Source organism: Treponema ruminis, assembly GCF_014201975.1.
Classification (GTDB): domain Bacteria; phylum Spirochaetota; class Spirochaetia; order Treponematales; family Treponemataceae; genus Treponema_D; species Treponema_D ruminis.
The window spans coordinates 434,829-459,153 of the sequence record NZ_JACHFQ010000002.1 but is presented as its reverse complement, the minus strand read 5'-3'; the positions used below and the strand labels follow the sequence as shown (position 1 = coordinate 459,153).

General features: G+C 45.9%; 19 protein-coding genes. 18 read left to right on the top strand and 1 reads right to left on the bottom strand.

Going from position 1 to position 24,325, the window contains the following annotated elements; all coding sequences use genetic code 11:
• Positions 1 to 2: 2 nt before the first annotated feature.
• Together HNP76_RS04375 and HNP76_RS04370 are read left to right on the top strand one after the other, a co-directional pair.
• Complete coding sequence (locus HNP76_RS04375; protein ID WP_184657871.1) at positions 3 to 4,895, top strand: SpoIIE family protein phosphatase; 4,893 nt, start codon at positions 3 to 5, stop codon at positions 4,893 to 4,895.
• Between the two features lie 28 nt (positions 4,896 to 4,923).
• Positions 4,924 to 5,277 (top strand): hypothetical protein, encoded by a 354-nt coding sequence (locus HNP76_RS04370; RefSeq protein ID WP_184657869.1) that lies wholly within the window; start codon positions 4,924 to 4,926, stop codon positions 5,275 to 5,277.
• Between the two features lie 9 nt (positions 5,278 to 5,286).
• Here the strand turns inward: HNP76_RS04370 and HNP76_RS04365 are convergent, their stop codons facing one another.
• The gene (locus tag HNP76_RS04365) at positions 5,287 to 6,030 is read right to left on the bottom strand and encodes a DUF8091 domain-containing protein (protein WP_184657867.1); all 744 of its coding nucleotides are present in this window, start codon (positions 6,028 to 6,030) and stop codon (positions 5,287 to 5,289) included.
• Positions 6,031 to 6,195: 165 nt separating this feature from the next.
• Between HNP76_RS04365 and mraZ the strand changes: the two genes are divergently transcribed.
• The 16 genes from mraZ (at position 6,196) to hslU (ending at position 24,325) form a co-directional block, all read left to right on the top strand.
• Entirely contained in the window at positions 6,196 to 6,651 is a 456-nt protein-coding gene (gene mraZ / locus HNP76_RS04360) for a division/cell wall cluster transcriptional repressor MraZ (RefSeq protein WP_184657865.1), read from the top strand.
• Positions 6,652 to 6,689: 38 nt separating this feature from the next.
• Positions 6,690 to 7,682, top strand: a complete 993-nt coding sequence (gene rsmH, locus HNP76_RS04355) for a 16S rRNA (cytosine(1402)-N(4))-methyltransferase RsmH (protein ID WP_184657863.1) — start codon at positions 6,690 to 6,692, stop codon at positions 7,680 to 7,682.
• Positions 7,682 to 7,969, top strand: a complete 288-nt coding sequence (locus tag HNP76_RS04350; RefSeq protein ID WP_184657861.1) for a septum formation initiator family protein — start codon at positions 7,682 to 7,684, stop codon at positions 7,967 to 7,969. Before rsmH ends, HNP76_RS04350 begins: the two co-directional genes overlap by 1 nt.
• Before the next feature lie 57 nt (positions 7,970 to 8,026).
• Positions 8,027 to 9,514 (top strand): UDP-N-acetylmuramoyl-tripeptide--D-alanyl-D-alanine ligase, encoded by a 1,488-nt coding sequence (locus tag HNP76_RS04345; protein ID WP_184657859.1) that lies wholly within the window; start codon positions 8,027 to 8,029, stop codon positions 9,512 to 9,514.
• A complete protein-coding gene (locus HNP76_RS04340; RefSeq protein ID WP_184657856.1) occupies positions 9,511 to 10,677 on the top strand; it encodes an FtsW/RodA/SpoVE family cell cycle protein in 1,167 nt (388 codons plus the stop codon). The genes HNP76_RS04345 and HNP76_RS04340 overlap by 4 nt, the downstream gene beginning before the upstream one ends.
• The gene (locus tag HNP76_RS04335) at positions 10,670 to 11,533 is read left to right on the top strand and encodes a cell division protein FtsQ/DivIB (RefSeq protein ID WP_184657854.1); all 864 of its coding nucleotides are present in this window, start codon (positions 10,670 to 10,672) and stop codon (positions 11,531 to 11,533) included. The genes HNP76_RS04340 and HNP76_RS04335 overlap by 8 nt, the downstream gene beginning before the upstream one ends.
• On the top strand, positions 11,526 to 12,779 hold the full coding sequence (gene ftsA / locus HNP76_RS04330; RefSeq protein ID WP_184657852.1) for a cell division protein FtsA: 1,254 nt from the start codon (positions 11,526 to 11,528) through the stop codon (positions 12,777 to 12,779). Before HNP76_RS04335 ends, ftsA begins: the two co-directional genes overlap by 8 nt.
• A 44-nt stretch (positions 12,780 to 12,823) precedes the next feature.
• Positions 12,824 to 14,242 carry a cell division protein FtsZ gene (ftsZ, locus tag HNP76_RS04325; protein ID WP_184657850.1) on the top strand — a complete coding sequence of 473 codons (1,419 nt, stop codon included), beginning with the start codon at positions 12,824 to 12,826 and terminating at the stop codon, positions 14,240 to 14,242.
• Positions 14,243 to 14,254: 12 nt separating this feature from the next.
• Positions 14,255 to 15,148, top strand: a complete 894-nt coding sequence (locus tag HNP76_RS04320; protein WP_184657847.1) for a tyrosine recombinase — start codon at positions 14,255 to 14,257, stop codon at positions 15,146 to 15,148.
• A gap of 20 nt (positions 15,149 to 15,168) precedes the next feature.
• Positions 15,169 to 15,903 (top strand): tetratricopeptide repeat protein, encoded by a 735-nt coding sequence (locus HNP76_RS04315; RefSeq protein WP_184657845.1) that lies wholly within the window; start codon positions 15,169 to 15,171, stop codon positions 15,901 to 15,903.
• Between the two features lie 14 nt (positions 15,904 to 15,917).
• Positions 15,918 to 16,886, top strand: a complete 969-nt coding sequence (gene dprA, locus HNP76_RS04310) for a DNA-processing protein DprA (protein ID WP_184657843.1) — start codon at positions 15,918 to 15,920, stop codon at positions 16,884 to 16,886.
• A 94-nt stretch (positions 16,887 to 16,980) separates the two neighbouring features.
• A complete protein-coding gene (topA, locus tag HNP76_RS04305) occupies positions 16,981 to 19,134 on the top strand; it encodes a type I DNA topoisomerase (protein ID WP_184657841.1) in 2,154 nt (717 codons plus the stop codon).
• Between the two features lie 9 nt (positions 19,135 to 19,143).
• Entirely contained in the window at positions 19,144 to 20,043 is a 900-nt protein-coding gene (locus HNP76_RS04300; protein WP_184657839.1) for a tyrosine-type recombinase/integrase, read from the top strand.
• 109 nt (positions 20,044 to 20,152) lie between these two features.
• Positions 20,153 to 22,246 carry a methyl-accepting chemotaxis protein gene (locus HNP76_RS04295; protein WP_246462709.1) on the top strand — a complete coding sequence of 698 codons (2,094 nt, stop codon included), beginning with the start codon at positions 20,153 to 20,155 and terminating at the stop codon, positions 22,244 to 22,246.
• A 65-nt stretch (positions 22,247 to 22,311) separates the two neighbouring features.
• The gene (gene hslV / locus HNP76_RS04290; protein ID WP_184657837.1) at positions 22,312 to 22,851 is read left to right on the top strand and encodes an ATP-dependent protease subunit HslV; all 540 of its coding nucleotides are present in this window, start codon (positions 22,312 to 22,314) and stop codon (positions 22,849 to 22,851) included.
• A 1-nt stretch (position 22,852) separates the two neighbouring features.
• Complete coding sequence (hslU, locus tag HNP76_RS04285; RefSeq protein ID WP_184657835.1) at positions 22,853 to 24,325, top strand: ATP-dependent protease ATPase subunit HslU; 1,473 nt, start codon at positions 22,853 to 22,855, stop codon at positions 24,323 to 24,325.

The following is a 24,325-nucleotide window of genomic DNA, read 5'->3' as shown; positions in this document are numbered from 1 at the left end:
TTATGGATTGCCGCATGGATTCGGGATTTTTAAGAAAGTCCCAGAAAAAAAGTAAAAGTTTTTCTCGCTCAGGCCTGTCCTTCAGCTTTTTAAGGCTCTTCCTTTTCCTTCTAGTCTTCCTTTTTGCGGCAAATCTTGGCGCTCAGAACAGGGAAAGGTTTTTCTGGGATTCGGTTGAAAGGCTTTCGTCTAAAAATTCATATTTCCCTCTGGCCCTTTATGATTCCCACAACGCTTACATTTTTTATGAGTCGGTGGACAAGGCAAGGCAGGAGATAAAGATTTCCTGGCGGCAGAAAAAAGATGACCTTCTCTGGTCAGACACCTTCAGCCTCAAGGAAGCCTTTAAATATTCAGGCGATGACGTTCCTGATATGTATTCTGCGGCCCTTTCTCCGCTGGGAAGAATCGCCGTTTCTGTAATTGATTCTTCTGCGGCCAACGGCGTAGTCAAGGTTTATTCTTCTTCGGACAATGCGGCATCTTTTTCTGAATATACTTTCCCGCCTCAAAAAAAGCAGATAACTTCATCGAGAATCTTTGCTTCGGAAGACGGTTCATTTATCCTTTTCATTTCTCTGGGTGAAGGAAAGCAGAGCCCGACCGAGTCTTCCTTCTCGATTTTATATTCTGAGTCAGCTGACGGCAAAAACTGGTCGAGCCTCAAGTTCTTCAATCCGGCTTCTTCGATTTCAAACGCATTTTCTCCTTTCTTCACGAACATCAATGGAAATGACTTTGTCTTCTTTGAGGGCTGGAATGCAAAAGACTCAAGCACATCCCTGATTTACGCTTCATCAAGGGCTCCGGGCGGCATCTGGAGCGAGCCTTTCATCGTAACCGACTGGTCTTCAATGCCGGACAGTTCATCTTACCTTGATTTTAAGAATTTCCGTCCCTTCGTTCTTTCGGACGGGCAGAACACAAAAATTGTCTGGGAGCGCACCTCAAAAACCGGAAGCACTGCCACGGTAATGGTAGCCCCCCTTTCTCCTGATGGTAGAATCCTTGACCGGGCAGATGTCGAGTCCCTTAACGCTTTTGGAAACGGCCGCCGTCCGTCATTGTTTTTATTCCACGGAAAATTCTTTGCCCTCTGGTTTGATGACCGTAACGGCGTAAACAATGTCCATCTGGCGGAAAACCTGGGCGTTCAGTGGATTGAGGTTGATTCAATTCAGTGGCGTCAGGATAAAAAGATTTCTGCGACTTTCCCATGCGCCTTTATCCTTGCCGAAAATTCCTCTCTCTGTCTTGCATGGCAGGAAGATTCTGCTTCAACTTCAATTTCCATGCTCTGCGAGGATTACCGGGCTCCAAAACCTGAGATTTCCGCCAGAAACTTTAGGGCCGGAAAGCGTGGGGGAGAAAAGAATCCTTCCGTCCGGGTCCTGATGCCAAGTGATATTTCTGGAATTGAGGGCTGGTCTGGAATCTGGACGAGCGACAAAGACGCCCAGCCAGACAGGAACGTTTTGTCTTCCCACTACAGAAAAACTGGCGACAACGTGATTTCAGCAAAGGTTCAGACGGATTTAAAAGCTGACCAGATAATTTATTTTAAGGCCTGCGTTCTCGACAAGGCCGGAAACTGGTCTGACACGGCAAGCCTTGAATACTATTATGACTGTACTCCGCCGCAAAAAGTCACTGACATCAGCTTTGACAAGGACGAGTGGGGCTTTGCTTCCAGCAATGACGTCGCTTTCTCATGGCAGAATGATTTGAGCGACAGCGACGAGATTGCGGGCTACTCATGGACTTTGACAAGAATCGCTCCGCTTGAAAAAAATCTTGCGGTAACAAAAACAAAAAAACTTGAAATCACCCCCGAAGAAAGCAGCGAAATCCTTGCGGGTCTTTTGGAGCAGAACGAGGATGCCCTTTCCCGGGCAAAAATTCCTGGCTCAAAGATTGCTTCCTCAAAAGCCAGCGCAGCCTACCGAAACCGGGATAACGGACTTTATGTTTTCTCTGTCCGGGCGATTGACTCGGTTGGAAATGCGGGCGAGGCTGAAAACTGCCTCTTATTCCTGAACAAATACAAGGCCGCCACTTTAATCCGCAACGTCGAGGCCCTGCCTGATGATTTGGGAAATGTTTCGATTTCCGTATCGGGCGAGGAATTTTCTTATGACGGTGAAATTTCAGAAGTCATCCTCACGCAAAAGGAAAGCGGCAAGAAATTCGTCTTCAAAAAGGATGAGGGAGACTATTCGATTGAAAAGGGCAGCTCTTCCCTGGAAAAAATTTCAGGAATCAAAATCGATGGAATGAAGAGCGGAATTTACTCAGTTCAAATCCGCCACACGGAGCGGGGCCTTTCTACATGGAGAAAAAATCTCGTGATCGGCGAAAACGGCACGGTCAAATACGAGAAGCAATATAACTTTGAGCCGGTTTGGAAAATCATTCCTAAAATCGAAGCCGATTACAGCGTGAACACGGACCTGCTTATCTTCTGGTCGCTGATAGCCCTTGTTCTGCTGGGAATTTTCGTCTGCTTCCGGGGCATTATAAGTGCAGCCGGGGATATGATTAGAATCAGAAAAGATGTCGCCTTAATTATGACGGGAGAATATATGGAACAGGAAAAGATGGAAAAAATTCACTCTGCTTTGAGAACTCGATATTCCCTGAAAGTGAAATTCGGATTTTTGATTACCGGATTGCTGCTTTTCATCGTGGCGGGCATTTCCTTTGCCATCGGTTCGCGAATGATGCGGGTCCAGGAAAGAATCTTGATTTCCGGACTGAAAGACCGCGTTAAAGTCGTAATGGGAAACATGGCCAGCGGTCTTGAGACCTACCTTGATGACGGACGTGAAAAAATCGTTGAAATCGGAGCCATCGTAAACCAGACAGACAACTTCCCTGAGTCAAAATTCGCTACAATTATAAGCCGCCACATCGACGGATACGCAGTTGATGACAAGTCTTCCATCGATTACATGAAAAAGCCACTGAACTATGTCTGGGCTACAAACGATGCTGACATCCTTGAGAAAATCACTTCTCCTGTATTTGATGCCGGTACCGTTCAGGTCAACGCATCCTTGAACTCGAATTTCCGCGCCCTGTCCATGTATTTAAACGACGAGGCTAAAAAAATCGTCGATGACCTGTCCAGAACTACGGCCGACAATTCGGATTTGATTTTCCGCAGACTCAATGAATTTTCTGCCCAGAGCTTTACTTCCTTCCCTCATATGGACAATAACAAGCTCGACCATGACGTAACTGAATATGACTTTTACTGGCCGGTAATCTACCAGAAGGCTAACAATGATTCTGACTTCTTGCAGGCCATTGTAATCCTCAGGGTCAGCACCAGCACCCTCCTGCGCCAGGTCGAGGATTCCCGGAATCTTGTCGTCTACATTTCATTCGCTTCGGCACTTATCGCGGCCCTGATTGCCCTTGTCAGCTCTTTCACGCTTTCATCGGTAATCACTAAGCCAATCATGAAAATCGTCTCTCACGTTAAGAAAATCACCGAAACTGAAAACAAGCTTCTCCTTGAGGGTGTTGAGATTAAAATCACTTCCCGGGACGAGCTCCGTACTTTGGGCGATTCGGTAAATGAAATGACCAAGGGTCTGGTAAAGGGCGCCAAGGACGAGGAAAGGGCCAAGATTGCCTATCAGCGGGCTGCAAAAGAGCGTGAAAAGGCCGCCCGGGCTCAGGCAGAAGAGGCAAAGGCCCGCGCTGAGGCTGCTGAAATGAGCATCATGAACCTTGACGGTCAGGCCGTTCAAAAGGCTTTCATTCCTCTTGTAAGTGAGGGAGCCGAAAAGGAAACCGTCGCCGAGCTTAAGGAAAAGGAAATCCAGCTCTACGGCTATTACGAGGGAACTGATGCCGTTTCAGGTGACTACTTCGACTACAAAAAGCTCGATGACCGCTGGTATGCCTTCATCAAATGCGATGCTTCCGGCCATGGTGTTCCTGCGGCCCTTATCATGACAATTGTCGCTACGATTTTCCGCCGCTATTTTGCCAACTGGAAATTTGAAAAGAACGGAGTAAAGCTAAATCTTCTTGCTTCGGACATAAACGACTTTATCGAATCCCTTGGCTTACGGGGCAAATTCGCCGCCATGATGATATGTCTCTTTGACACAAAGACCGGTGACGTTTACACCTGCAATGCGGGCGACAACATCCTCCGTGTCTTTGACTCAGCCGAGCGGAAAATCAAGGTCATTACCCTGCATGAAGCCCCTGCTGCCGGTCCTTTGCCAAGCTTTATGGTTGAAATGAAGGGCGGCTACAAGGTTGAGAAAATCCACCTCAAGTCAAACGACGTCCTCTTCCTCTATACTGACGGCATTGAGGAATCGACAAGATTCTTCCGCAACAGTGATTTTGAAGTTATTGCCTGTAACGAAGCCAGCCTTAAGGCCGGAGAAGTCCACGCGACCCACAAAAAGGGCGAGCAGAGCGAACAGATGGAGCCTAGCCGTGTTCAGGACATCATTGAATCAGTTCTGAATAAGAAAAAATATGTCTTGACCCGCTATCACAGTCCTATTGAGGGCGAAAAGCTGGAGTTCGACTTCTCTAAATGCGATGGCACGATTGAAGACGCGATTATTGCCCTTACTGCTGTCGAAAAAGTCTTCCGAATGTACAAAAAGCCGGGCTCAAGCGGCAGGGTAGAAAAGACTGAGATGGATTTGGAAGGAAAAAAGAAGACCGTAATTCAGGTTTTCGGAGATGGAATCAAAATCGACCGCAAAATCGACATCTTCCTTTCAAAATACTTCAACCGCTACGATTATTACTGCGTGAACAAGGTTGATGAGGGGGAGACAAACTACGTCTATTACACGGGCGTCAGCGAGGACGTTCAGGCCGACGACTTGACCTTGCTTGCAATTAAGAGAATGTGATATATAATTAAAAATCAGGAGTTGCTTTATGACAAAAGATGAGTTGAAAGGATATTTTGATAAAGGCATGGTCGCCCTCAAGCAGGCCCTGGATAAGGGCGGGGCAGCTTCCAAGGAGGCCCTCGATAAAGCGGGCAAGGCTGCCACAAAATTCGGTGACGAGAGCATCCTTAAAATCGAAATCCAGCAGTTCAAGTCCCAGATAAAAAAAGACAAGTCTGCCCTCGGCGAGCTTGCATGCAAGGCTTTTCTTGAGGACGGATCCGAATCCCTTGCTGCTTCAGACGAAAATGTCGCAAAAATCCTCGAAAGCATCAAAAAGGCTGAGGATGAGATAAAATCAAGGGAAGAAAAACTTCAGGAATCAGCGGCTAAAAATTAGAAAACATAGCTAACTGCTGATTTTATAAAACTTGCTTCTTCCTTTGACTTCATTTATTTCAAGGATTTGCATTTTTAAAAGAATCCAAATCAGGAGCGGAGACCATCTGGCGTTTTTCGCTCCTTTTTCTTTTGCCAGCTCCCTTTTAAAGTCAACGGTCCTGAAAGTCGGGTAATTTCCATCTTCTTTTGTACGAAGGCTTTCCGGAATCAATTTTAGCCAGTCTTCCTTCGAAGCAAATCTTTCTTTTCTTGTGATTTTTTCCAGTCTTTTTCCCATTGGAAGCCATTCTTTGAGCCGGCGCCGGCTTTTTGTCTGATTTTGGCTCGGCAGCTCTGTTTTCCGCCTCATTTCGCTTATTTCGCAGTAGAGGATTTCAAGCTCGCAGTTTTCATGCAGAAAAAGCGGGGCGATTTGAGTCATTCCCCTGAGCGAGTCGAAAAAACTTGCTTTTTTGGGGCTTTTCTTGCGGTGGATAAGCTGTCCGTCCCTGCCGTAAAGCTCAATCCACTTGCTTTCTGCAATCGGGTGGACGATTTTAAGCTTTCTTCCTGTCTCCAGAATGTATCCGGCTTTTTCAGTCAGTGCCGAAAGATTTGAAGTCTGTATTTCAATTACGTTTTTATTTTCATCAAGAATGTCGCAAATCCAGGGAGTGTCGTCAAGTTTGACTTCCATCAAGCCGTTTGCTTCCATGGCGTAGAGTTTTTTGAGCTTTTCGTGAAGTTGGGATTCGTTGTAGGTGTTTATCATCAGTCAGCAGATTTTAGCAAATTCCAGCCGCATCTTGCAATTTATAATTTTTAAAATTTTTGAAAAAACTGGCATTATCGGCATTTTTTCAGTTGACTTTAGTGAATTTGGGGGATAAAATGATAATCAAGTGGGAAATTGTGGGGTAAAGTGGTAAATAGTGGTATGGAGTTGTTAACTGGTGAGTACCGCAACACGCTGGACGAAAAGGGAAGAATCCTTTTTCCAACGAGATTGCGAAACGAATTGTTTGCAGAAACAGACAAAAACGTCCTCATCATTACACAGGCTTTCGACCACTGTTTATGGCTTTATACTCTCGATGAATGGAAAAACATTTCGTCAAAGATTATGGAGACGGCCTCTCCATTTAATCAAAAAGACCGCATTGTTCTCCGTCACTTTATAGCTCCTGCTCAGGAAGTGGAGCTTGATAAGTCCGGACGCCTTTCTATCCCGCAGAGCTTACGCGAGTACGCTCATCTTTCTAAGGATTGCGTAATTCTTGGAATCAACAAATACATGGAGCTTTGGGACGCTCAGGCCTACAACGACTACCTCGGTGAGAATGCAGATTCTCTTGAGGAAGCGGCAGAAGCTTTGAGCAGCATCAGTTTCTAGTATTTGAAAAAAAATATTAAAAAAGTGGGATAAGAAAGTTGGAAATTGTTCACACACCGGTTCTGCTTGGCGAATGCTTGTCTTATTTAAGCCCTGTCGGTGAACCGTTTGAAAAAAATGCATTCATGATTGACTCTACTCTTGGCGAAGGCGGCCATTCAAACGCATTTTTGTCTAAATTTCCTTCCCTTCATATTCTTGGACTTGACCGCGACAAGACAATCCAGGCCCGTGCCCGCGAGCGCCTTTCTGTTTACGGCGACCGCATGGATTTTTACAACGGCTGGTTCAACGAATTCTACGCAAATTATCCTTCAGATAAAGAAAAACCGAACATCATTCTTTTTGACCTTGGAATTTCGGTCTATCACTACGAAAAATCTGGCCGGGGATTCTCTTTCCGCTATGACGAGCCTTTAGACATGCGCCTTAACTTTGAGGAAGGGGAGTCTGCCAGCGACATCGTAAACAACTGGCGGGAAGAAGAACTCGCCAACATGATATATCTTTACAGCGATGAAAAGATGAGCCGCAGAATTGCCCGCGCAATCGTTGAGGCAAGAACTGGCGGCAAAATCGAGTCTTCAAAGCAGCTTGCAGAGATTATTTACAACGCTGTTCCGGGTAACTACAAGCACGGAAACATTCACCCTGCGACAAGGACTTTCCAGGCCCTTCGCATTGCAGTGAATTCCGAGTTGCGCCGGCTGCCACAGGCTCTGCATGACGCCTTTAATGTTCTTGCTGTGGGCGGAAAGTTGGGAGTGATTACCTTCCATTCCCTTGAGGACCGCATCGTAAAGAATTATTTCCGGAATCTTGGCAAAAAGTGCATCTGTCCGCCTCAGCAGGCCCAGTGCACTTGCGGTGGTCAGCCTTGCGCCGAGATTTTAACCCGAAAGCCTGTAGAGCCGACTGCCGAAGAGGTGAAGACCAATTCACCAAGCCGAAGTGCCAAGCTCCGGGTTGTCCGAAAACTTCGTGACGCGACTGAAATGCACAAGCTGGCTATTGAGCAGGAGGCAATGTAATGAAGATTAAGCATGATACAAAGTTGCGCTTCGTAGCTTATGCCGCAGTGGTGCTGATTCCGCTCCTTCTTGCCCTGGATGCCTTTCAGGCTCACCGTTACGCCAAATTAAAGCGTGACATTGCGCGGCTTGAGGCTAAGCAGGTCGAAATCGTCGAGCAGAACCGCAAGCTGATTTCGGACATAAGCCTTCTTTCCAGTTCCGACCGCATCGAAAAGATTGCCGAGGAAGAGCTGGGAATGCACAAGGCAAAGAGCGAGGATATCGTTCGAGTTGAAATTAAATAAATGAGCAGTATGTAAGAGATAATTACAAATTGCGAATTAAAAAAGGTGGATTATAAAATGACAGACGCTCTTTGTGTCGAAAATATAGAAAGTCTCTTGAAATTGTCAGAAACCCTTGAAGCAGTGGGAGGAGTTCTTCTTAACGGGAATTTCCCGGAGCAGAACTTTTGCTTCACGAGCGTGCAGACTGACAGCCGTTTGATCGCGGAAAAATCTCTCTTTGTTCCCCTCATCGGTGAATTTCAGGACGGGCATTCCTATATTCCTCAGGCACTTGAAAAAGGCGCGTCTGCCGTTTTTATTTCTAAAAAAACATCTAAAAATCTCCTTGAGGCCTTGAAAAAAGAGGCCGCTGATAACAAAAATGTAGCCTTTATTCTGGTGGAGAACACAATGCAGGCCCTGCAGAAAGCGGCGGCTGCCTATGTCCGTAAGTTTCCCCGTCTTATTCGCTGTGCTGTGACTGGTTCAAGCGGCAAAACAACGACTAAGGAAATTACGGCATCAATCCTCCGCCAGAAATTTTCTGTCATTGCCACAAAAGGCAACTTCAATTCAGAGACTGGTCTTCCTCTTTCCGTCTTCAATATCCGCAGCGAGCATGAGCTGGGACTTTTTGAGATGGGAATGAACCGCGTAAACGAAATCGGTGAGATTGCAGAAGTCTTCAAGCCTAATTACGCAATCATAACCAACATCGGTACAGCCCACATCGGAATTTTGGGAAGCCGACAGAACATTGCAAACGAAAAGAAAAAGATTTTCACTTATATAGATTCATTCGGGGCTGCCTTTATCCCTGAAAAAGACGATTTTGCATCTTTCCTTGAAAAAGGAGTTAAGGGCAAGGTCGTAAAATACGGCGTCGACTGCGATGAAAGCGTAAAGCTTATTGCTGATGAAGGACTTTCCGGTACTGTCTTTAGCGTTGACGGTCTTGAAATGCGCCTTTCCCTTCCTGGAAAATATAATTTCCTCAATGCCCTCGGAGCAATCGCCCTGGCAAAGACTCTGGGCTGCACTGCAGAGCAGATTAAGACTGGAATTGAAAGCCTCAAGCCTCTCGGTGGCCGCTCTACAATCAAAAAGGGCAAATTTACTGTCCTTGAGGACTGCTACAACGCAAATCCTGACTCAATGGAAAAAGCCCTCGACCTCTGCGCTGACACAAAAATCCAGGGCAAAAAAATCTATGTTCTGGGCGATATGCTGGAGCTTGGCGAGGAATCAGAAAAAGAGCACGCTAGAATCGGCGAAAAAGCCCTCTTTTCTGATGCTGACATGATTGTCTTCTTCGGTTTTGAGATGAATTTTGCTTTTGAAAAGGCAATTGAAATCGCCGAGAGAAAATCTTCCCTTGCAGACGAGAAAATTTCTTCCGTCCGCCTGGTTTATATCGGAAACAAAGACGAAGCGGCTGTAAATGATGCCGCAAAAGAAATATCTGAATTTGCCGAAAGCGGTGACCTGATTATGCTCAAGGGCTCTCGTGGAATGGGCCTTGAGCGGATTCTGCCTCTGATCGGAATGGGGGGCGAGTCGTGAACTTCAGCATTGTTGCCGAACGTCCTCTGGAAAATTACAAAAAGTGCGACATTTCATTGATACTCCTTTCAATCCTTCTCTGGGGAATCGGCATTTTCACTCTTTATGTCTGCTCTGGAAACTACGGAATGAGGGCTTTCAATGATTCTCTTTATTTCGTAAAAAGACAGCTGATCAGTTCATGCCTGGGCTTCATGCTTTTTGTCGTTTTTGCGACTTTCAGCATGGAGACAATCAAGCGTTTCCTGCCTCTCATGGTGGTAATTGCCCTTCTTCTTTCCATCATGACCTTTATCCCGGGAATCGGAATTGAAGTAAATGGTGCGAGACGATGGATTCGCCTTGGATTCATGACTTTTCAGCCTTCTGAAATGGTTAAGTTCGTCATAGTCCTTTACCTTGCAAATTATTTTGAAAAACAGGCCCGGATTACAGACGCTTTTGATAAGACTGTTTTCCCGGCTGTTGTAGTATGCTTCGTTATGGTCAGCTCAATTGCACTTCAGTCTGACCTTTCGACATCGGTTTTTGTTTCGGCCCTGGCAATCCTTCTTTTTATTGCAAGCGGCTCAAAAATTTTCTGGCTGCTTCCGGTCATGTCGATTATCGTTCCCCTGTGTGCGCTCTTTGTTTTCCTGGAGCCATACCGGCTCAACCGAATCATCGGCTTTTTGGACCAGGACAGCTACTTACAGACTTTGAACTATCAGACCTATGCAGCCCGCAGGGCAATCTGTGCGGGCGGATTTTGGGGGCAGGGGCTTGGCTCAGGTCTTTCCAGAATCAATTCAATTCCAGAGGTTCAGTCAGACTACATTTTTGCCGGCTGGGCCGAGTCAATGGGCTATTTCGGGGTTTTGATTTATTTTGCCCTTCTTGCCCTTTTTGCATGGCGGGGACTTCACTGTGCCCTTACTGCAAAATCACGCTTTGCTTCGATTGCGGCTTTCGGCTTTATTGTTTCAATCGTTGCACAGTCAGTGATAAACGTCGCTGTTGTTGGCGGCGTTATTCCAACGACGGGTATTCCGCTCCCATTTTTTTCTTCGGGCGGCTCGTCAATTTTGTTCACCCTGGCAATTTGTGGCTTTCTGGTGAACGCTTCGCGTAATGAAATCGGTCCAAATGACGATATTGAAATGGAGGAGATAATTTATGAGTGATTTTGTGATTCAGGGATTCGAAAATTTTGAGGTTCACGGAAGGAGAAAAAGAAAGGTGGTTTCGGAGTCAAAATTGAACGCCATCAAAATCTTTGCTGCTATTTTTGGAATTCTTCTCATCTGTGAGCTTTGCGTCTACTTTTTCGTAGTTCCCTGTCTTGATAAGGTTGAAATTTCATGGACAGGACTTTCCGCTTATTCAAAGGAAACTATGTCCGGCGTGATTATGCCTTGCGCAAACAAAAAGTTCATGAATTTCAGCACAAACGAAGCAAAATCACTTTTGATGTCTGTTCCTGGAGTTGAGAGCGTAAAAGTTTCAAAGCGCTTCCCAAACAAAGTTTATATCCATGTAACTGAACGCAAGCCTGTCGCAATGACTTTCGTTTCTGCAAACGGACGCACAGTACCTGTAGAAATTGACAAAAACGGCGTTCTTTTCAACGGAACTTCATTTTCTGCTAATTCTGACACATCTCTTCCTTTAATTTCTGGAATTCCTGTCGAAAATATACCAGAGGGGATGAGAATTCCTCAAAAGTATCGTGCTTTGATGGAGCAGATTGATCAGATTCGTTCTCTTTCACAGAATTATTTTGCGGCTGTTTCAGAAATTCATGTCATTCCTAAGGAATATGGAAACTATGAACTGGTACTTTATCCGATTCATTCTCAGACCAGAATCCTTACGGGACGACAGCTGAGCGAAGAGGCTCTTCAGTATATGATGGTCGCTCTTGATGTTGTGAATGCGCTTGAGCCAGATGTCGAGGAAATCGATCTTCGCTACGGGTCAGTGACTTACCGGACAAAATCTGATACACTTCATCAACATACAGGAGAATTCGTTGAGTAACATAGTTGTTGGTCTTGACATCGGAACTTGTTTTGTTCGAGCTGTAATCGGTGTTGTAAATGATGACAAGACTGTCGAAATTGTTGATGTCGCAAAAAAGCCTTCGAGCGGTTGTCTTCGAAACGGTACAATCGTCAATATCGAGGCAACAAAGCAGTGCATTCACGAGGTCATTGATGAAGTAGAGCAGAATACAGGCCTCGAAGTTCAGTCATGCGTAACCGGTATCGGCGGCGTTCAGATTGAAAGCATCAATTCCAAGGGTGCCGTTGCAATTTCTTCTTATGGAAAAAGCGAGCGGGCAATCACCGAGGACGATGTTAAGCGTGTAATTGATTGCGCCAATTCAATAAAAGTTCCTCTTGACCGAAAATTGCTCCATGTAATTCCTCAGCAGTACATTATCGACGGAACAGACGGATTTAAAAATCCTGTAAACAATATAGCCATTCGTCTCGAAGCTGACGTTCATATCATTACAGCCAGCCGCACGGCCGTTCAAAACATTACGACCTGTGTTGACCAGGCAAATTACCAGCTGGACGAGGTCATGCTTAAAACCCTGGCTTGTACCGAAGCCGTCATGATTGAGGACGAAAAGAAACTCGGCTCGATTTTGATTGACATTGGTGGCGGAACTACCGATGTTATCGTCGTTTTAAATGACGCTCCTATTTGCACATGTTCAATTCCAATCGGCGGAAATCTTGTCACAAACGACATTGCGATTGTAAAGGGAATTCCAAATTCCACCGCTGAAAAAATCAAGATTGAAAATGGATGCTGCTGGCTTCCTCTGGTCGAAAACGAAAATGAGGAAGTTTTGATTCCTGGATTCGGCAGCAGAAGCACGGAGCTTACTACTAAAGTAGAATTATGCCAGATTATCTATCCAAGAATGGAAGAAATCTTTACAATGGTAAGGGACGAGATTTGTCGCAGGCTTTCTTCGATGCAGCTTTCAGGCAGCATTATCCTTACTGGTGGCGGTGCCCAGCTTAACGGTGCTGTTGAGATGGCTCAGAGTGTATTCAACACTTCTTCAGTTCGTCTCGGCTACCCTCAGAAAATGGGCGGCATGGAAGACAAATACCGGGTTCCGGAATATGCCACTGCAGTCGGCTTGATTCTGGCTCACAAAGATCACGCCCAGCTTGAAAAAAAACATTCGAAAAAGCGTGAGGCTGCCATTCCTAAGCCACAGGGAGAAAGCACATTTAAGAAGTTCATGAAGAAGTTCTTTTAACAAAAAATAGAATTACAAAAATCAGTTGTAGGTGGGAGGACAACATGAGTTTTGAATACGAAGTAGTAAAGGCTGCGGGAACAGATTCTCCGGCTTTAAACACGGCTAGCCCGACAAAAATTAAGGTCGTAGGCTGCGGCGGTTGCGGTGGAAATGCCGTAAACACAATGATTGAGAGCGGAGTTGGCGGCGTAGAATTCATCGCCATGAACACAGACTTGCAGGCTCTCAGCCAGAATAAAGCACAGTACAAAATACAGATTGGTCAGAAACTTGCCGGCGGACTTGGTGCGGGCGGAAAGCCTGAGGTCGGTGAAGAGTCGGCTAAGGAACAGCAGGAACAGATTAAGGAACTCCTCAAAGATTCTGATATGGTATTCATCACGGCCGGAATGGGAGGTGGAACAGGAACAGGTTCTGCCCCGGTCGTAGCTAAAATTGCCCGCGATTTGGGTGCCCTTACAGTTGCAGTCGTAACAACTCCTTTCAAATTCGAAGGAAAGGTTCGAATGGCTCATGCAGAAGAGGGTGTCCGCAAGCTTCGTGAAGAAGTTGACTCACTTATCGCAATTCCAAACGAGCTTATCCTCAAGGATGCAGAAAAACGTCTTTCAGTTCCAATGGCATTTACCCTCATCAATGACATTTTGCGCCAGGGCGTTCAGGGTATTTCTGACATCATCACAAAACCAGGTCTCGTTAACCGCGACTTCCGTGACGTTGAGTCTGTAATGAAGGGCCAGGGAGATGCAATCCTTGGAATCGGTGTCGGCGAAGGTGATAACCGTGCTGTCGATGCTGCCCACAACGCAATCAACAACCGTCTTCTGGTTGACACAAATATCGACGGAGCCAAGAATGTCCTCATCAACATCTGCGGTAACAACGACGTCGGAATCGCTGAATGTAACGAAATCGCCCAGATCATAACTGAGCGCGCAAATCCTGATGCAGTTGTCCTCTGGGGCCAGGTTCTCGATGAGTCAATGGAAGACAAAATCAGCGTAACTGTAATAGCAACAGGCTTCAACAAATCATCTGCGGCAGAAAAAACTCCGGAGATTCAGAAGGTTGAGGAGCAGATTAATTCTGACACAATCTCAATCGACAATTTCGTTAAAATCGGTTCACGAAAAACTCCTGTTGAAACAGCAGCTCCGGTTCAGGAAACAAAAAAGAATGATTTTATGACCGGAATTTTCGGAAATGACCAGATTTACGAAGATGACAAAAATCACTCGGCAGCTTCTTCATCAGCTTCAATTATGAGCGAAGAAAAGCCTGCAGAAAAAAAGGACTTCATGTCTGACTTTACCCGCGCTTCTAAGCCTCAGTCTCAGTCTTCTGCAAGTTCTCTTACACCACCGGCTGGATTTTCAGGCGGAGATGACTATGAGCAGCCTGCAATCTGGCGCCGAAATCTTGAAGGCCTTTCACGCGGAATTTCAATCGGTAAAAAATAATCCGGGGTCGCAATGACAATCGAAGGCTTGCTCTTAAGATTTCATAGCGATATGGTCTCAGTTGAACGCCTTTCAGAAAATTCAGCATCGACTTACGAAGAGTGCGCAAAGATTTTTCTGAACTGGCTTCAAAAAGAGGAAATAAAACTGGCGGCCGTTAATCCCCAGGTCCTTATTTCCTATCTTATCTGGCGGCGTACTGAGCAAAAGTGCGACGAGCTTACGATTGCAAAGGATATTTCAGGCCTGCGTGCTTTGGGCTCATATCTGCTTCGTCAGAAAATGTGGCCGGAAAACCACGCGATGCTTCTGGAGCGTCCCAAGGCAAGCCGGGCTCTTCCAAAAGTCCTTTCGGTGGAGCAGGTTGATTCAATTCTTGATGCAATCGACACCACACAGGCTCTTGGTATACGCGACCGGGCTTTATTCGAACTGATTTATTCATGCGGTCTTCGAATCAGTGAGGCGGCGACTCTGCAAGTGTCAAACCTTCACTTAAAAGAAAGGCTTCTTATAGTTCGGGGAAAGGGTGACAAGGAGAGGATGGTTCCCTTCGGAATCTCTGCAAAAGAAAAACTTGAGCAGTATCTTATGGAAGTTCGTCCCCTTCTGGTCGGTTCAAAAATTGTTTCGGAAGTCTTTGTTAATTACAGGGGCGAGCCAATGAGCCGCAAGGGAATCTGGAAGAATTTCAAGGCCCTTGAGGTAAAGGCCGGAGTCCAGGCAAAGGTTCACACCCTCAGACATTCATTTGCCACCCATCTTCTTGCAGGTGGAATGGATTTGAGGAGCGTTCAGGAACTTTTGGGACATTCGGATTTGGCAACGACAACAATCTACACCCATGTGGATGACAAACAGCTTCGGGAAGGACACAAGGAATTCTTCCCGGGGCATAAAAATTAAACTCCAAAACGGAGGAAAATATGAAAAAAAGATATAAATCATTTCTTGCAGTTGCTTTTACTGTTTTCACTCTCTGCGGATGTACAAAGTCCAACAAGGCTATTATCCGTATGCAGAAGATGGAGGAGGGCGTTTCTTCCCCAACGACAGAAGCAGAGTTAAAGGAAGCAATCGCAAAATATCAGCAGCGTGTCGCTGACAATCAGCTTGCAGACTCACAGGTCGGAATCTGGTACAAAATGCTTGCCGTCCGCTATCTTGATGCCAAGCAGTACGGTCAGGCCCTGCAGAATTTCCAGAAGGCGATTCAGATTTATCCAACCAACCAGAACCTTTTCTATTATGTGGGCTTGTGTGCAGGCTACATGGCAAAGGCCAGCCTTGATTACGGTGCGACTGGAGCTTCTTCTACCACAGAAAAATACAATTACCTTAAGCTTTCCGAAAGCGCTTATCTGAGGGCAGTTGAGCTTGAGCCAAAATACGGACGAGCCCTCTACGGACTTGGAATCCTCTACGTTTTCGAACTTGACCAGAGCGAAAAGGCAATTCCTTATCTTGAAAGGCTCCTTTCTTTTGACACCCGCAATTTTGATGCGATGTTCGTCCTTGCCCGGGCCTATTACATGCAGGGCCAGTACGACAAATCTGCCAGCCTCTACGACAAAATTGCCAGTCAGACAAAATCCGAGCAGAAAAAGCAGGAAGCCCTCTCAAACAAAAAAATTGTTCTTGACGCTTCTTACTCAAAATAATTATCTTTCCTAGTATGGAAATAACATCAAAAACTCAAACCTCCCATAATATTGAGCTTTTGGCGCGTCTGATTGTTTCAGACGCGTCTTTTTTGACTGTCCGCGAAAAAATCATTTTCCATAATTTTCTTTTGACTGACGATCATGGAAATCCTTTTGCTGATGAAAAATCTTTTGCTGACAGGCTGCTTTCCCTCTCAATCACGTCAATTTCCCTTGCCGTAAAAAGAGTCTTTCCCCGTGCCAGGTGGGATGCAGCTGAATGCCTGAAAAAAGTGAAGGTTTCCAGAAAAATCATGGAAATTCAGGGGATAAAAAGCTGCTGCTGCCTCGATTCTGATTATCCTGCCATGCTGCGTGAAATGAAGGATCCGCCCTTTATGCTTTTTTACCGGGGAAATCTTGAGATTTTAAATCGCCCCTGTGTTTCGGTTGTAGGAACCCGCCGGGCTTTTCCCCAGGCTCTAAAAGCGGCTACGGACTTTTCAAAGGCTGCCTGTGACGACGGATTTTGTGTAATCAGCGGCCTTGCCTTTGGAATTGACGCCGCTTCCCACAAGGGAGCCCTTCTTTCCAATAATTCAGCCACCTGCGCTGTCCTTCCGAGCGGAATTGACATCATCACGCCCCATTCCCATATCCGCCTTGCTTCAAAAATTCTTGAAAAAGGCGGGCTTATCCTGTCAGAATATTTACCGCTCACTCCTTCGGTTCAGTTCCGCTATGTTCAGCGTAACCGGATTGTGGCGGCTCTTTCTCCTGCAACTCTTGTCGTTCAGGCCCAGGCAGGCAGCGGGGCAATGATTACGGCAGACCTGGCCTTGGGCTATAACCGGGAAGTCTTTTTCCATCAGGAATGTTTTACTCGGGAAATTCCGGGCAAAATTGGGGCAAGTCAGGCTTCTTCGCCAGAGGCCTTTGTTTCGGACGGGGCAAAAATTATCTGTGATTATGAGGAATTCAAAAAAAACTTATGGCTTTAATGGCTGAAAATATTTTAAAGCCTATTGCAATAAATCAAACTTCATATTTATAATAGAAGAAAATTGTAAAAGTTCAAATAGGAAGTTTTGAATTATGACAAAGGCTAAAGAAAAGTCAACGAAAGAACCAAAAGAAACTACGCTTGTAATCGTGGAGTCCCCTGCAAAAGCAACAACAATCGAAAAATATCTTGGACCTGGTTACACTGTAAAAGCCTCAATGGGTCACTTGATTGATTTGCCCAAATCCCGCCTGGCTGTCAATATTGAGAATGATTTTCAGCCCGAATATATTACCGTGCGCGGCCGGGCAAAACTCCTTAAAGAACTTCAAAAAGATGCAAAAAAATCAAGCCATGTCCTGCTGGCTTCCGATAACGACCGTGAAGGAGAAGCAATCGCATGGCATTTGAACAATGCTCTCAAAGATAAAACAAACGCCGACATCAAGCGAATCGTATTCAACGAAATCACTCCTGTCGCAATCAAAGAGGCAGTAAAGCACCCTGGCGACATTGTTGAAAGCAAGGTAAACGCCCAGAAAGCCCGCCGTGTCCTTGACCGTCTGGTAGGCTACAACCTCAGCCCGATTTTGTGGGAAAAGGTAAAGAACGGCTTGAGTGCAGGCCGCGTTCAGTCTGTAGCCCTCCGCCTCATCTGTGAGCGCGAAAAGGAAGTTGAAGACTTTATCCCGGAAGAATACTGGACTTTGGAAGCCGATTTCCAGAAGGGAAAGACAAAATTCACGGCCCAGCTTGCAAAATACAAGGGTGAAAATCCCGAGCTCAAATCAGAAAAAGCCGTAAACGAAATCATCGAGGAAATCAAAAATTCCGAGTGCAAGGTCAGCGACGTAAAAGTTACAGAAAAGACTGTCCGACCAAAGCCACCTTTCACCACTTCAAAAATGCAGCAGGCGGCGGCAAACCGTCTGGGATTCACTTCCCGAAAGACCATGCAGATTGCCCAGCAGCTTTACGAAGGCATTCAGATGGGAGCAAACCGTGTCGGTCTCATCACCTACATGCGAACAGACTCTGTCCGAATTTCCCAGACTGCTCTGGACGAGGTTCGCGAATGGATTGGAAAGGAATATCCTCAGAATCTGCCCGAAGAGCCCATTCATTACGCTGTGGGAAAGAGCGCCCAGGACGCACATGAATGTATACGTCCGACATATTCAAAATACACTCCTGACTATGTAAAAGACTATCTTACCCGCGACCAGCTCCGCCTCTACACAATCGTCTGGGAGCGCTTTGTTTCATGTCAGATGACAAACGCCAAAACGGCTACGACTTCTGTTGAAATCCTTGCCGGAGACGCTCTTTTCCGCGTTTCTGCAAGCAAACTGGTAGAAAAGGGCTTCTATTCAGTCATCAAGCTTCTTTCTGCAAAAGAGGAAGTTACAGGCAATCTTCCATCCCTCAAAAAAGACGAGGTCTTGGAGTCAAGCCACTCATTCTATCCGGAGCAGCACTTTACTCAGGGCCCCGCCCGCTATTCAGACGCTTCAATCGTCCGCACCCTCGAAGAAAAGGGAATCGGCCGTCCTTCAACATATGCGCCAATCATTTCGGTTCTTCTCGACCGCTATTACGTTACCCGCAACAACAAGCAGCTCATGCCTACAATTCTTGGCAAGATGATCTGCAAAATCCTTGTCGAAGCATTCCCGGATGTAATCAACGAGCATTTTACTGCCGAAGTCGAAAATACTCTCGATGAAGTTGAAAACGACAAGATTGTCTGGAACAACATGATCCGCGACTTCTACGGTCCTTTCAAAAAACGCTGCGATGAAGTTGAAACTAGCGTTGACAGCGTAAAGGGATTTTTGGACGAGCCTACGGAAAAGGTCTGTGACAAGTGCGGCAAGCCTATGGTCAAAAAACTCGGCCGTTTCGGCTACTTCCTTGCCTGCTCAGGCTTCCCAGAGTGCCACAACACCAAGTCAATTCCTCTTGCAAAATGTCCAAAAGAGGGCTGTGACGGCGAAATCGTAGCAAGAAAGACAAAGGGCCGCGGCAAAGAATTCTACGGCTGTACAAACTATCCAAAGTGCGACTTCATCTCTCACTTCAAGCCTCTCGATAATCAGTATTGTCCTAAGTGCGGCTGGTTCCTGGTCGAAAAATACGACAAAAAGAACGGCAGCTACAAGTCATGTATCAACCCTGACTGCGATTATCTCCATACGGCAGATGAAGAGCCGGCAGAAATGCCTGCTGATATAAGGGAAGACTAAAAACAGGACATGACAGTTTCCGAAGCGATTTCTGAATATCTTTCCTATATCGAATCCGTCCGCACTCTTTCGGTCAACACGGTGACGGCCTTCAAAAACGACCTGGATCAGTTTGCGGCTATGCCTTTTATCGGACCGGCCCGCCAGCTTGATTCAATCGAGCTTGAGGACTTAAAGCAGTGCGTCGGTTTTCTTTCCAAAAAAAAGCGTTCTGCGGCTTCGATTAACCGCTTTATTTCTTCAGTTCGGAATCTGTTTGCCTATTGCCGGAAATTCGGCCATTTGAAGGTCAATGTCGCCTTTGAACTTAAGACCGTCAAAAATCCCAAAAAACTTCCCCGCTTTATGACCGGAGCAGAGGTTGATAAGCTTTGCCACGAGCCTGAAGTGAATGAGCTTTTATGGGAAAAACGCGACAAGGCTCTTTTTGAGATGCTTTATTCTTCTGGCTGCCGTGTCTCTGAGATTGCTTCACTTACGCTTGATGATTTTAACGGAGATTTTTCTTCGGCGATTGTAACTGGTAAAGGTAGCAAGGACAGGCGAGTTTATTTTGAAGAAGATGCCCAGAAAGCCTTAAAAGCTTATCTTGAGGACAGAAAAAATCGCTTTGGGGAAACTGACAAAGAACGGCATATTTTTGTGAATCAGCGGGGCGGCCCTCTCACCACAGGTGGAATCAGATTGATTATCACGCGATATTCTGGAAGCGAGGGTACAAAGCACCATATCTCTCCGCACGCATTCCGACATACTTTTGCAACTGCGATGATTACTAACGGAGCTGACGTGCGCCTGGTTCAGGAACTTCTCGGTCATTCAAGCATTTCCACCACCCAAAGATACACTCACATCAGCACAGAACAGATGATTGCTATGTATAACAAGGCGCATCCTCACGCAAAATAATCTCTCGCTAGATTTATGTATCTGTTTAGCTTCCTCGAAAAAAAATAAATCATAAAAAAATCTTAATTTTATTTCAAAGTCGTGTTATAATATTCTGAAGGAGGCTTGTGTGAAAAGTCCACGAAAAAGCTTGAGCTTTAAAATTATTCTTACTGTATTTGTTGGCACTGTCATTTCAAACCTTATTATTGGTATTGTTGTCAGTCTAAATTCTTCAAAATCCCTTCAACAAATGATGTATGAGGATTTGCTCCATTCCGTCAATGCCGTTGCAAAAGAAATGCGACTTAACAATGAACGTGATGTTCGTATGCTCCAGACTCTTGCAGCAGATGTCAACATGCGGAATCCTGATGTAAGTCTTGCTGAAAAGGCCAGAATTGCTCGTGCCGTCACATCTTTGGACAAGGATTATATTGATGTCTCTGTCCTTGATATGAATGGGCAGGGGGTGGATAAATCTTCCGGGGAGTTTTTCTCTGCGGCGAGCGAGGAATATTTTACAGGTGCAAAAAACGGCAGTCTTGTTATTACTGACCCTTCCGTAGACGAAAAAACAAACGCGGTTACGATGACATATTCTTATCCTGTAAAGGATTATTCAGGCCGAGTAATCAATGTTTTGTACTGTGTAGTTGATGGTTTCAAGCTGAGCAATCTGTGTATGGCTCATCCGATGTCAAAGAATCGTAAGCCTTATGTAATCAGTGCTGCTACAAAAATTACCCTTGCGAACGAAGACCATTGGAAGGTCGGTGTTGAGGATGTCGGTGCGATTGAGAAGCAGAATCAGGGCACTTCACTTGGCGATCACCTTACTCTCATGCTTTCAGGCGAGACTGGAAGTGATATTTATGTAGACAATGGCAAAAAATGGATGTCGGTTTTTGAGCGTATTCCAGATACCAGCTGGATTGCGGCTTGTTCTGTTCCTTTCTCTGATTTTCAGGAGCGACTTGATTCTTTGATGACTCTAATTGTCATTGCGTTTATCGTTTTGACAGTTATTTCTCTTTCTGTCGTTGCGTTTGTAATCAGGCTTTCAATCAGGCCTCTTCGTCGCCTTAAGAGCGCGATTACTGAAATTTCAACTGGCAATGCTGACTTAACACAGCGGCTTGAAGTAAATTCAAAAGATGAGGTCGGCGATGTTGTTTCTGGCTTCAATGTGTTCGTAGCAAAACTTCATTCAATTATTTCTCAGGTAAAGAATTCAAAATCGAATTTGCAGAATGCAGGTTCGAATATGAGCGCGGTCAGTCAGGATACGGCGGCTTCAATCACGGAAATTCTTGCCAATATCGAGGGTGTAAACAAGCAGATTGTGAATCAATCAGGTAGCGTGGATGAGACGGCTGGTGCAATCAATGAGATTGCTTCAAACATTGCTTCTTTGGAGCGCATGATTGAGAATCAGGTTTCTCAGGTCTCACAGGCTTCCGCAGCCGTTGAAGAAATGATTGGAAACATTTCGAGTGTAAATCAGACTGTCGAGAAAATGGCAGGCTCCTTCGAGGAACTTGAAGTCAACGCACAGACCGGTTCCGCAAAGCAAGAGGATGTAAACAACAAAATCGAGCAGATTAAGACACAGAGCGAGATGCTTCAGGACGCTAACACCGTCATTTCAGCAATCGCTGAGCAGACGAACCTTCTTGCTATGAATGCGGCAATCGAGGCGGCTCATGCAGGTGAGGCGGGCAAAGGCTTCTCTGTTGTCGCCGATGAAATCCGAAAGCTCTCCGAGAATTCAAGCGAGCAGTCAAAGACAATCGGTATTCAGCTTGGAAAAATCCGTGCTTCAATTTCTGATGTCGTTTCGGCTTCTGTTGATTCAAGCACGGCTTTCCAGTCCGTGGCCGACAAAATCAAGGACACTGACCAGCTTGTGCGCCAGATTCGTGCCGCAATGCAGGAGCAGCAGGCCGGAAGTCAGCAGATTGGCGATGCCCTTCATGCGATGAACGACAGCACTTCCGAAGTCCGCACGGCTTCCGCTGAGATGTCCGAGGGCAACAAGCAGATTCTTCACGAAGTCCAGAAACTCCAGAACGCCACGCTCAAGATTAAGGATAGTGTCGGCGAGATGGGAATTGGTGCAAGGAAAATCAATGAGACTGGTGCGGCTCTCTCTGAAATCTCCGGCGTAATGAACGATTCAATCTCAAAAATCGGAAACGAAATCGATTTGTTCCGGGTTTAGCGAGACTTTTTGCAATTACTAATTAATTACTTGCCGACTTTCTTTATTTCCTTTATCTTTATAATATGGAAAAGATTGAAATCAGGAGCACCACCGTAATCGCTGTAAAACGAAACGGTAAGGTTGCTATGGCGGGCGACGGTCAGGTCACTTTGGGAAACACCGTCTGCAAAGGAAATGCCAGAAAGGTCAGAAAGATTTATAACGGCAAGATTCTCACTGGATTTGCGGGAAGCGTTGCCGATGCCTTTACATTGCTTGATAAATTCGAAGAAAAAATCAAGGAATTCAACGGAGATTTGACAAGAAGTGCTGTTGAACTTGCAAAAATGTGGCGCACGAACAAGATGTATCAGAAGCTTGAGGCCATGCTTATCGTTGCAGACTCATCAAAGATTCTTTTGATTTCAGGTGACGGAAACGTAATCGAGCCAGAGAACGACGTCCTTGCAATTGGTTCTGGCGGAAATTATGCCTATTCTGCAGCACTTGCATATCTTGATTCAAGCGACTTGTCTGCCCGCGAAATCGCCGAGCGAAGCTTAAAAATCGCCGGCAACATTTGTATTTATACAAACAATAACATCACAGTCGAGGAACTTTAATATGTCTATCGAAGGACTTACACCGAAACAGATTGTTGAAAAACTTGATTCTTACATTATCGGGCAGGACAAGGCTAAGAAGGCCGTTGCCGTTGCTCTTCGTAACCGAATCCGCCGAATTCATTTGTCAGAAGATATTCGTGATGAAGTTGCGCCCAAAAATATCCTTATGATAGGACCGACTGGTGTTGGTAAAACAGAAATTGCCCGCCGTCTTGCCAAGCTCGTGAACGCGCCTTTTATCAAAGTTGAGGCAACAAAATACACTGAGGTCGGATATGTCGGCCGCGATGTTGAGTCAATGGTCCGAGACTTGATGGCAGTTGGCTTCAATAACGTCAAAAAAGAAGTCGAGGACTCAATGCGGGAGTCTTGCGGTCCAAAGGTTGAGGAGAGGCTGCTTGACCTTCTCCTTCCTGGAACCGGAAAAAAGGAAGAAAAATCCGAAGAAAAGTCTGCTTCACCGTTTGAGATTATTCCATTCTCCGGCACTCCGGAAGAAGCCCAGAAGTTCATGGAAGAGCAGAACTCGCGCCTTGCCGCACAGCAGGCTGAGGACGAAAAAAAGGCAGCTGAAAAGCCCCTTGATAATTCAACCCGCGAGAAATTCCGCACCATGCTCCGCGAGGGCAAGCTTGAAGATCGCGAAGTTGAAGTCACTGTCAAACGACAGCGTTCTATGCCGAGCATGGAAATCATTGCGGGCGGCTCAATGGACGACATTCAGAGCGGCATGATGGAAATCCAGAATATGCTTTCTGGAAAAAATCACAAGCAGAAGACTGTTACTGTCCGCGAAGCTCGAAAAATCCTCACGGAAGAAGTCCTGGACTCAATGATTGATTCAGATAAAGTCGCTGACAAGGCAAAAGAGCGGGTAGAGCAGAGCGGAATCATCTTCATTGATGAGATTGATAAAATCGCCACAAAAAACGGCGAGGGCCACGGCTCAAATGTAAGCCGGGAAGGCGTTCAGCGCGATATTCTTCCGATTGTCGAAGGTTCAAAGGTCAACACGAAGTTTGGCGTTGTAGATACAACCCACATACTTTTTGTTGCGGCAGGTGCATTCAGTCTTGCAGCTCCCAGCGACTTGATTCCTGAGCTTCAGGGACGCTTCCCACTCAGAGTCGAGCTTGAATCCCTTTCAAAAACCGACTTCAAGCGGATCCTTACTGAGCCAAAGAACGCCCTTACCAAGCAGTACACGGCCCTTCTTGCAACCGAGGGAGTCAACATCGTCTTCACTGAGGATGCAATTGACCGCATGAGTGAGATTGCCGAGGAACTTAATGCCCGAAGCGAAAATATCGGTGCCCGACGTCTGCACACAATCATGGAAAAGGTTCTCGAAGAAATCAGCTTTGATGCCGACGAGCACGAAGGTGAGACCGTTAATGTAGACTCAAAATATGTCGATGAAAAACTCACCGGCGTCGTAAAAGACCAGGATTTGAGCCGCTACATTTTGTAA

What these genes read in the sequence shown, in the direction of transcription:
- ftsZ (WP_184657850.1), top strand. Translation starts at nt 12,824, where the DNA reads ATGAGTTTTGAATACGAAGTAGTAAAGGCTGCGGGAACAGATTCTCCG.
- HNP76_RS04300 (WP_184657839.1), top strand. Translation starts at nt 19,144, where the DNA reads ATGACAGTTTCCGAAGCGATTTCTGAATATCTTTCCTATATCGAATCC.
- mraZ (WP_184657865.1), top strand. Translation starts at nt 6,196, where the DNA reads ATGGAGTTGTTAACTGGTGAGTACCGCAACACGCTGGACGAAAAGGGA.
- HNP76_RS04335 (WP_184657854.1), top strand. Translation starts at nt 10,670, where the DNA reads ATGAGTGATTTTGTGATTCAGGGATTCGAAAATTTTGAGGTTCACGGA.
- HNP76_RS04345 (WP_184657859.1), top strand. Translation starts at nt 8,027, where the DNA reads ATGACAGACGCTCTTTGTGTCGAAAATATAGAAAGTCTCTTGAAATTG.
- dprA (WP_184657843.1), top strand. Translation starts at nt 15,918, where the DNA reads ATGGAAATAACATCAAAAACTCAAACCTCCCATAATATTGAGCTTTTG.
- HNP76_RS04350 (WP_184657861.1), top strand. Translation starts at nt 7,682, where the DNA reads ATGAAGATTAAGCATGATACAAAGTTGCGCTTCGTAGCTTATGCCGCA.
- HNP76_RS04315 (WP_184657845.1), top strand. Translation starts at nt 15,169, where the DNA reads ATGAAAAAAAGATATAAATCATTTCTTGCAGTTGCTTTTACTGTTTTC.
- HNP76_RS04375 (WP_184657871.1), top strand. Translation starts at nt 3, where the DNA reads ATGGATTGCCGCATGGATTCGGGATTTTTAAGAAAGTCCCAGAAAAAA.
- topA (WP_184657841.1), top strand. Translation starts at nt 16,981, where the DNA reads ATGACAAAGGCTAAAGAAAAGTCAACGAAAGAACCAAAAGAAACTACG.
- HNP76_RS04365 (WP_184657867.1), bottom strand. Translation starts at nt 6,030, where the DNA reads ATGATAAACACCTACAACGAATCCCAACTTCACGAAAAGCTCAAAAAA.
- hslV (WP_184657837.1), top strand. Translation starts at nt 22,312, where the DNA reads ATGGAAAAGATTGAAATCAGGAGCACCACCGTAATCGCTGTAAAACGA.
- HNP76_RS04320 (WP_184657847.1), top strand. Translation starts at nt 14,255, where the DNA reads ATGACAATCGAAGGCTTGCTCTTAAGATTTCATAGCGATATGGTCTCA.
- HNP76_RS04370 (WP_184657869.1), top strand. Translation starts at nt 4,924, where the DNA reads ATGACAAAAGATGAGTTGAAAGGATATTTTGATAAAGGCATGGTCGCC.
- hslU (WP_184657835.1), top strand. Translation starts at nt 22,853, where the DNA reads ATGTCTATCGAAGGACTTACACCGAAACAGATTGTTGAAAAACTTGAT.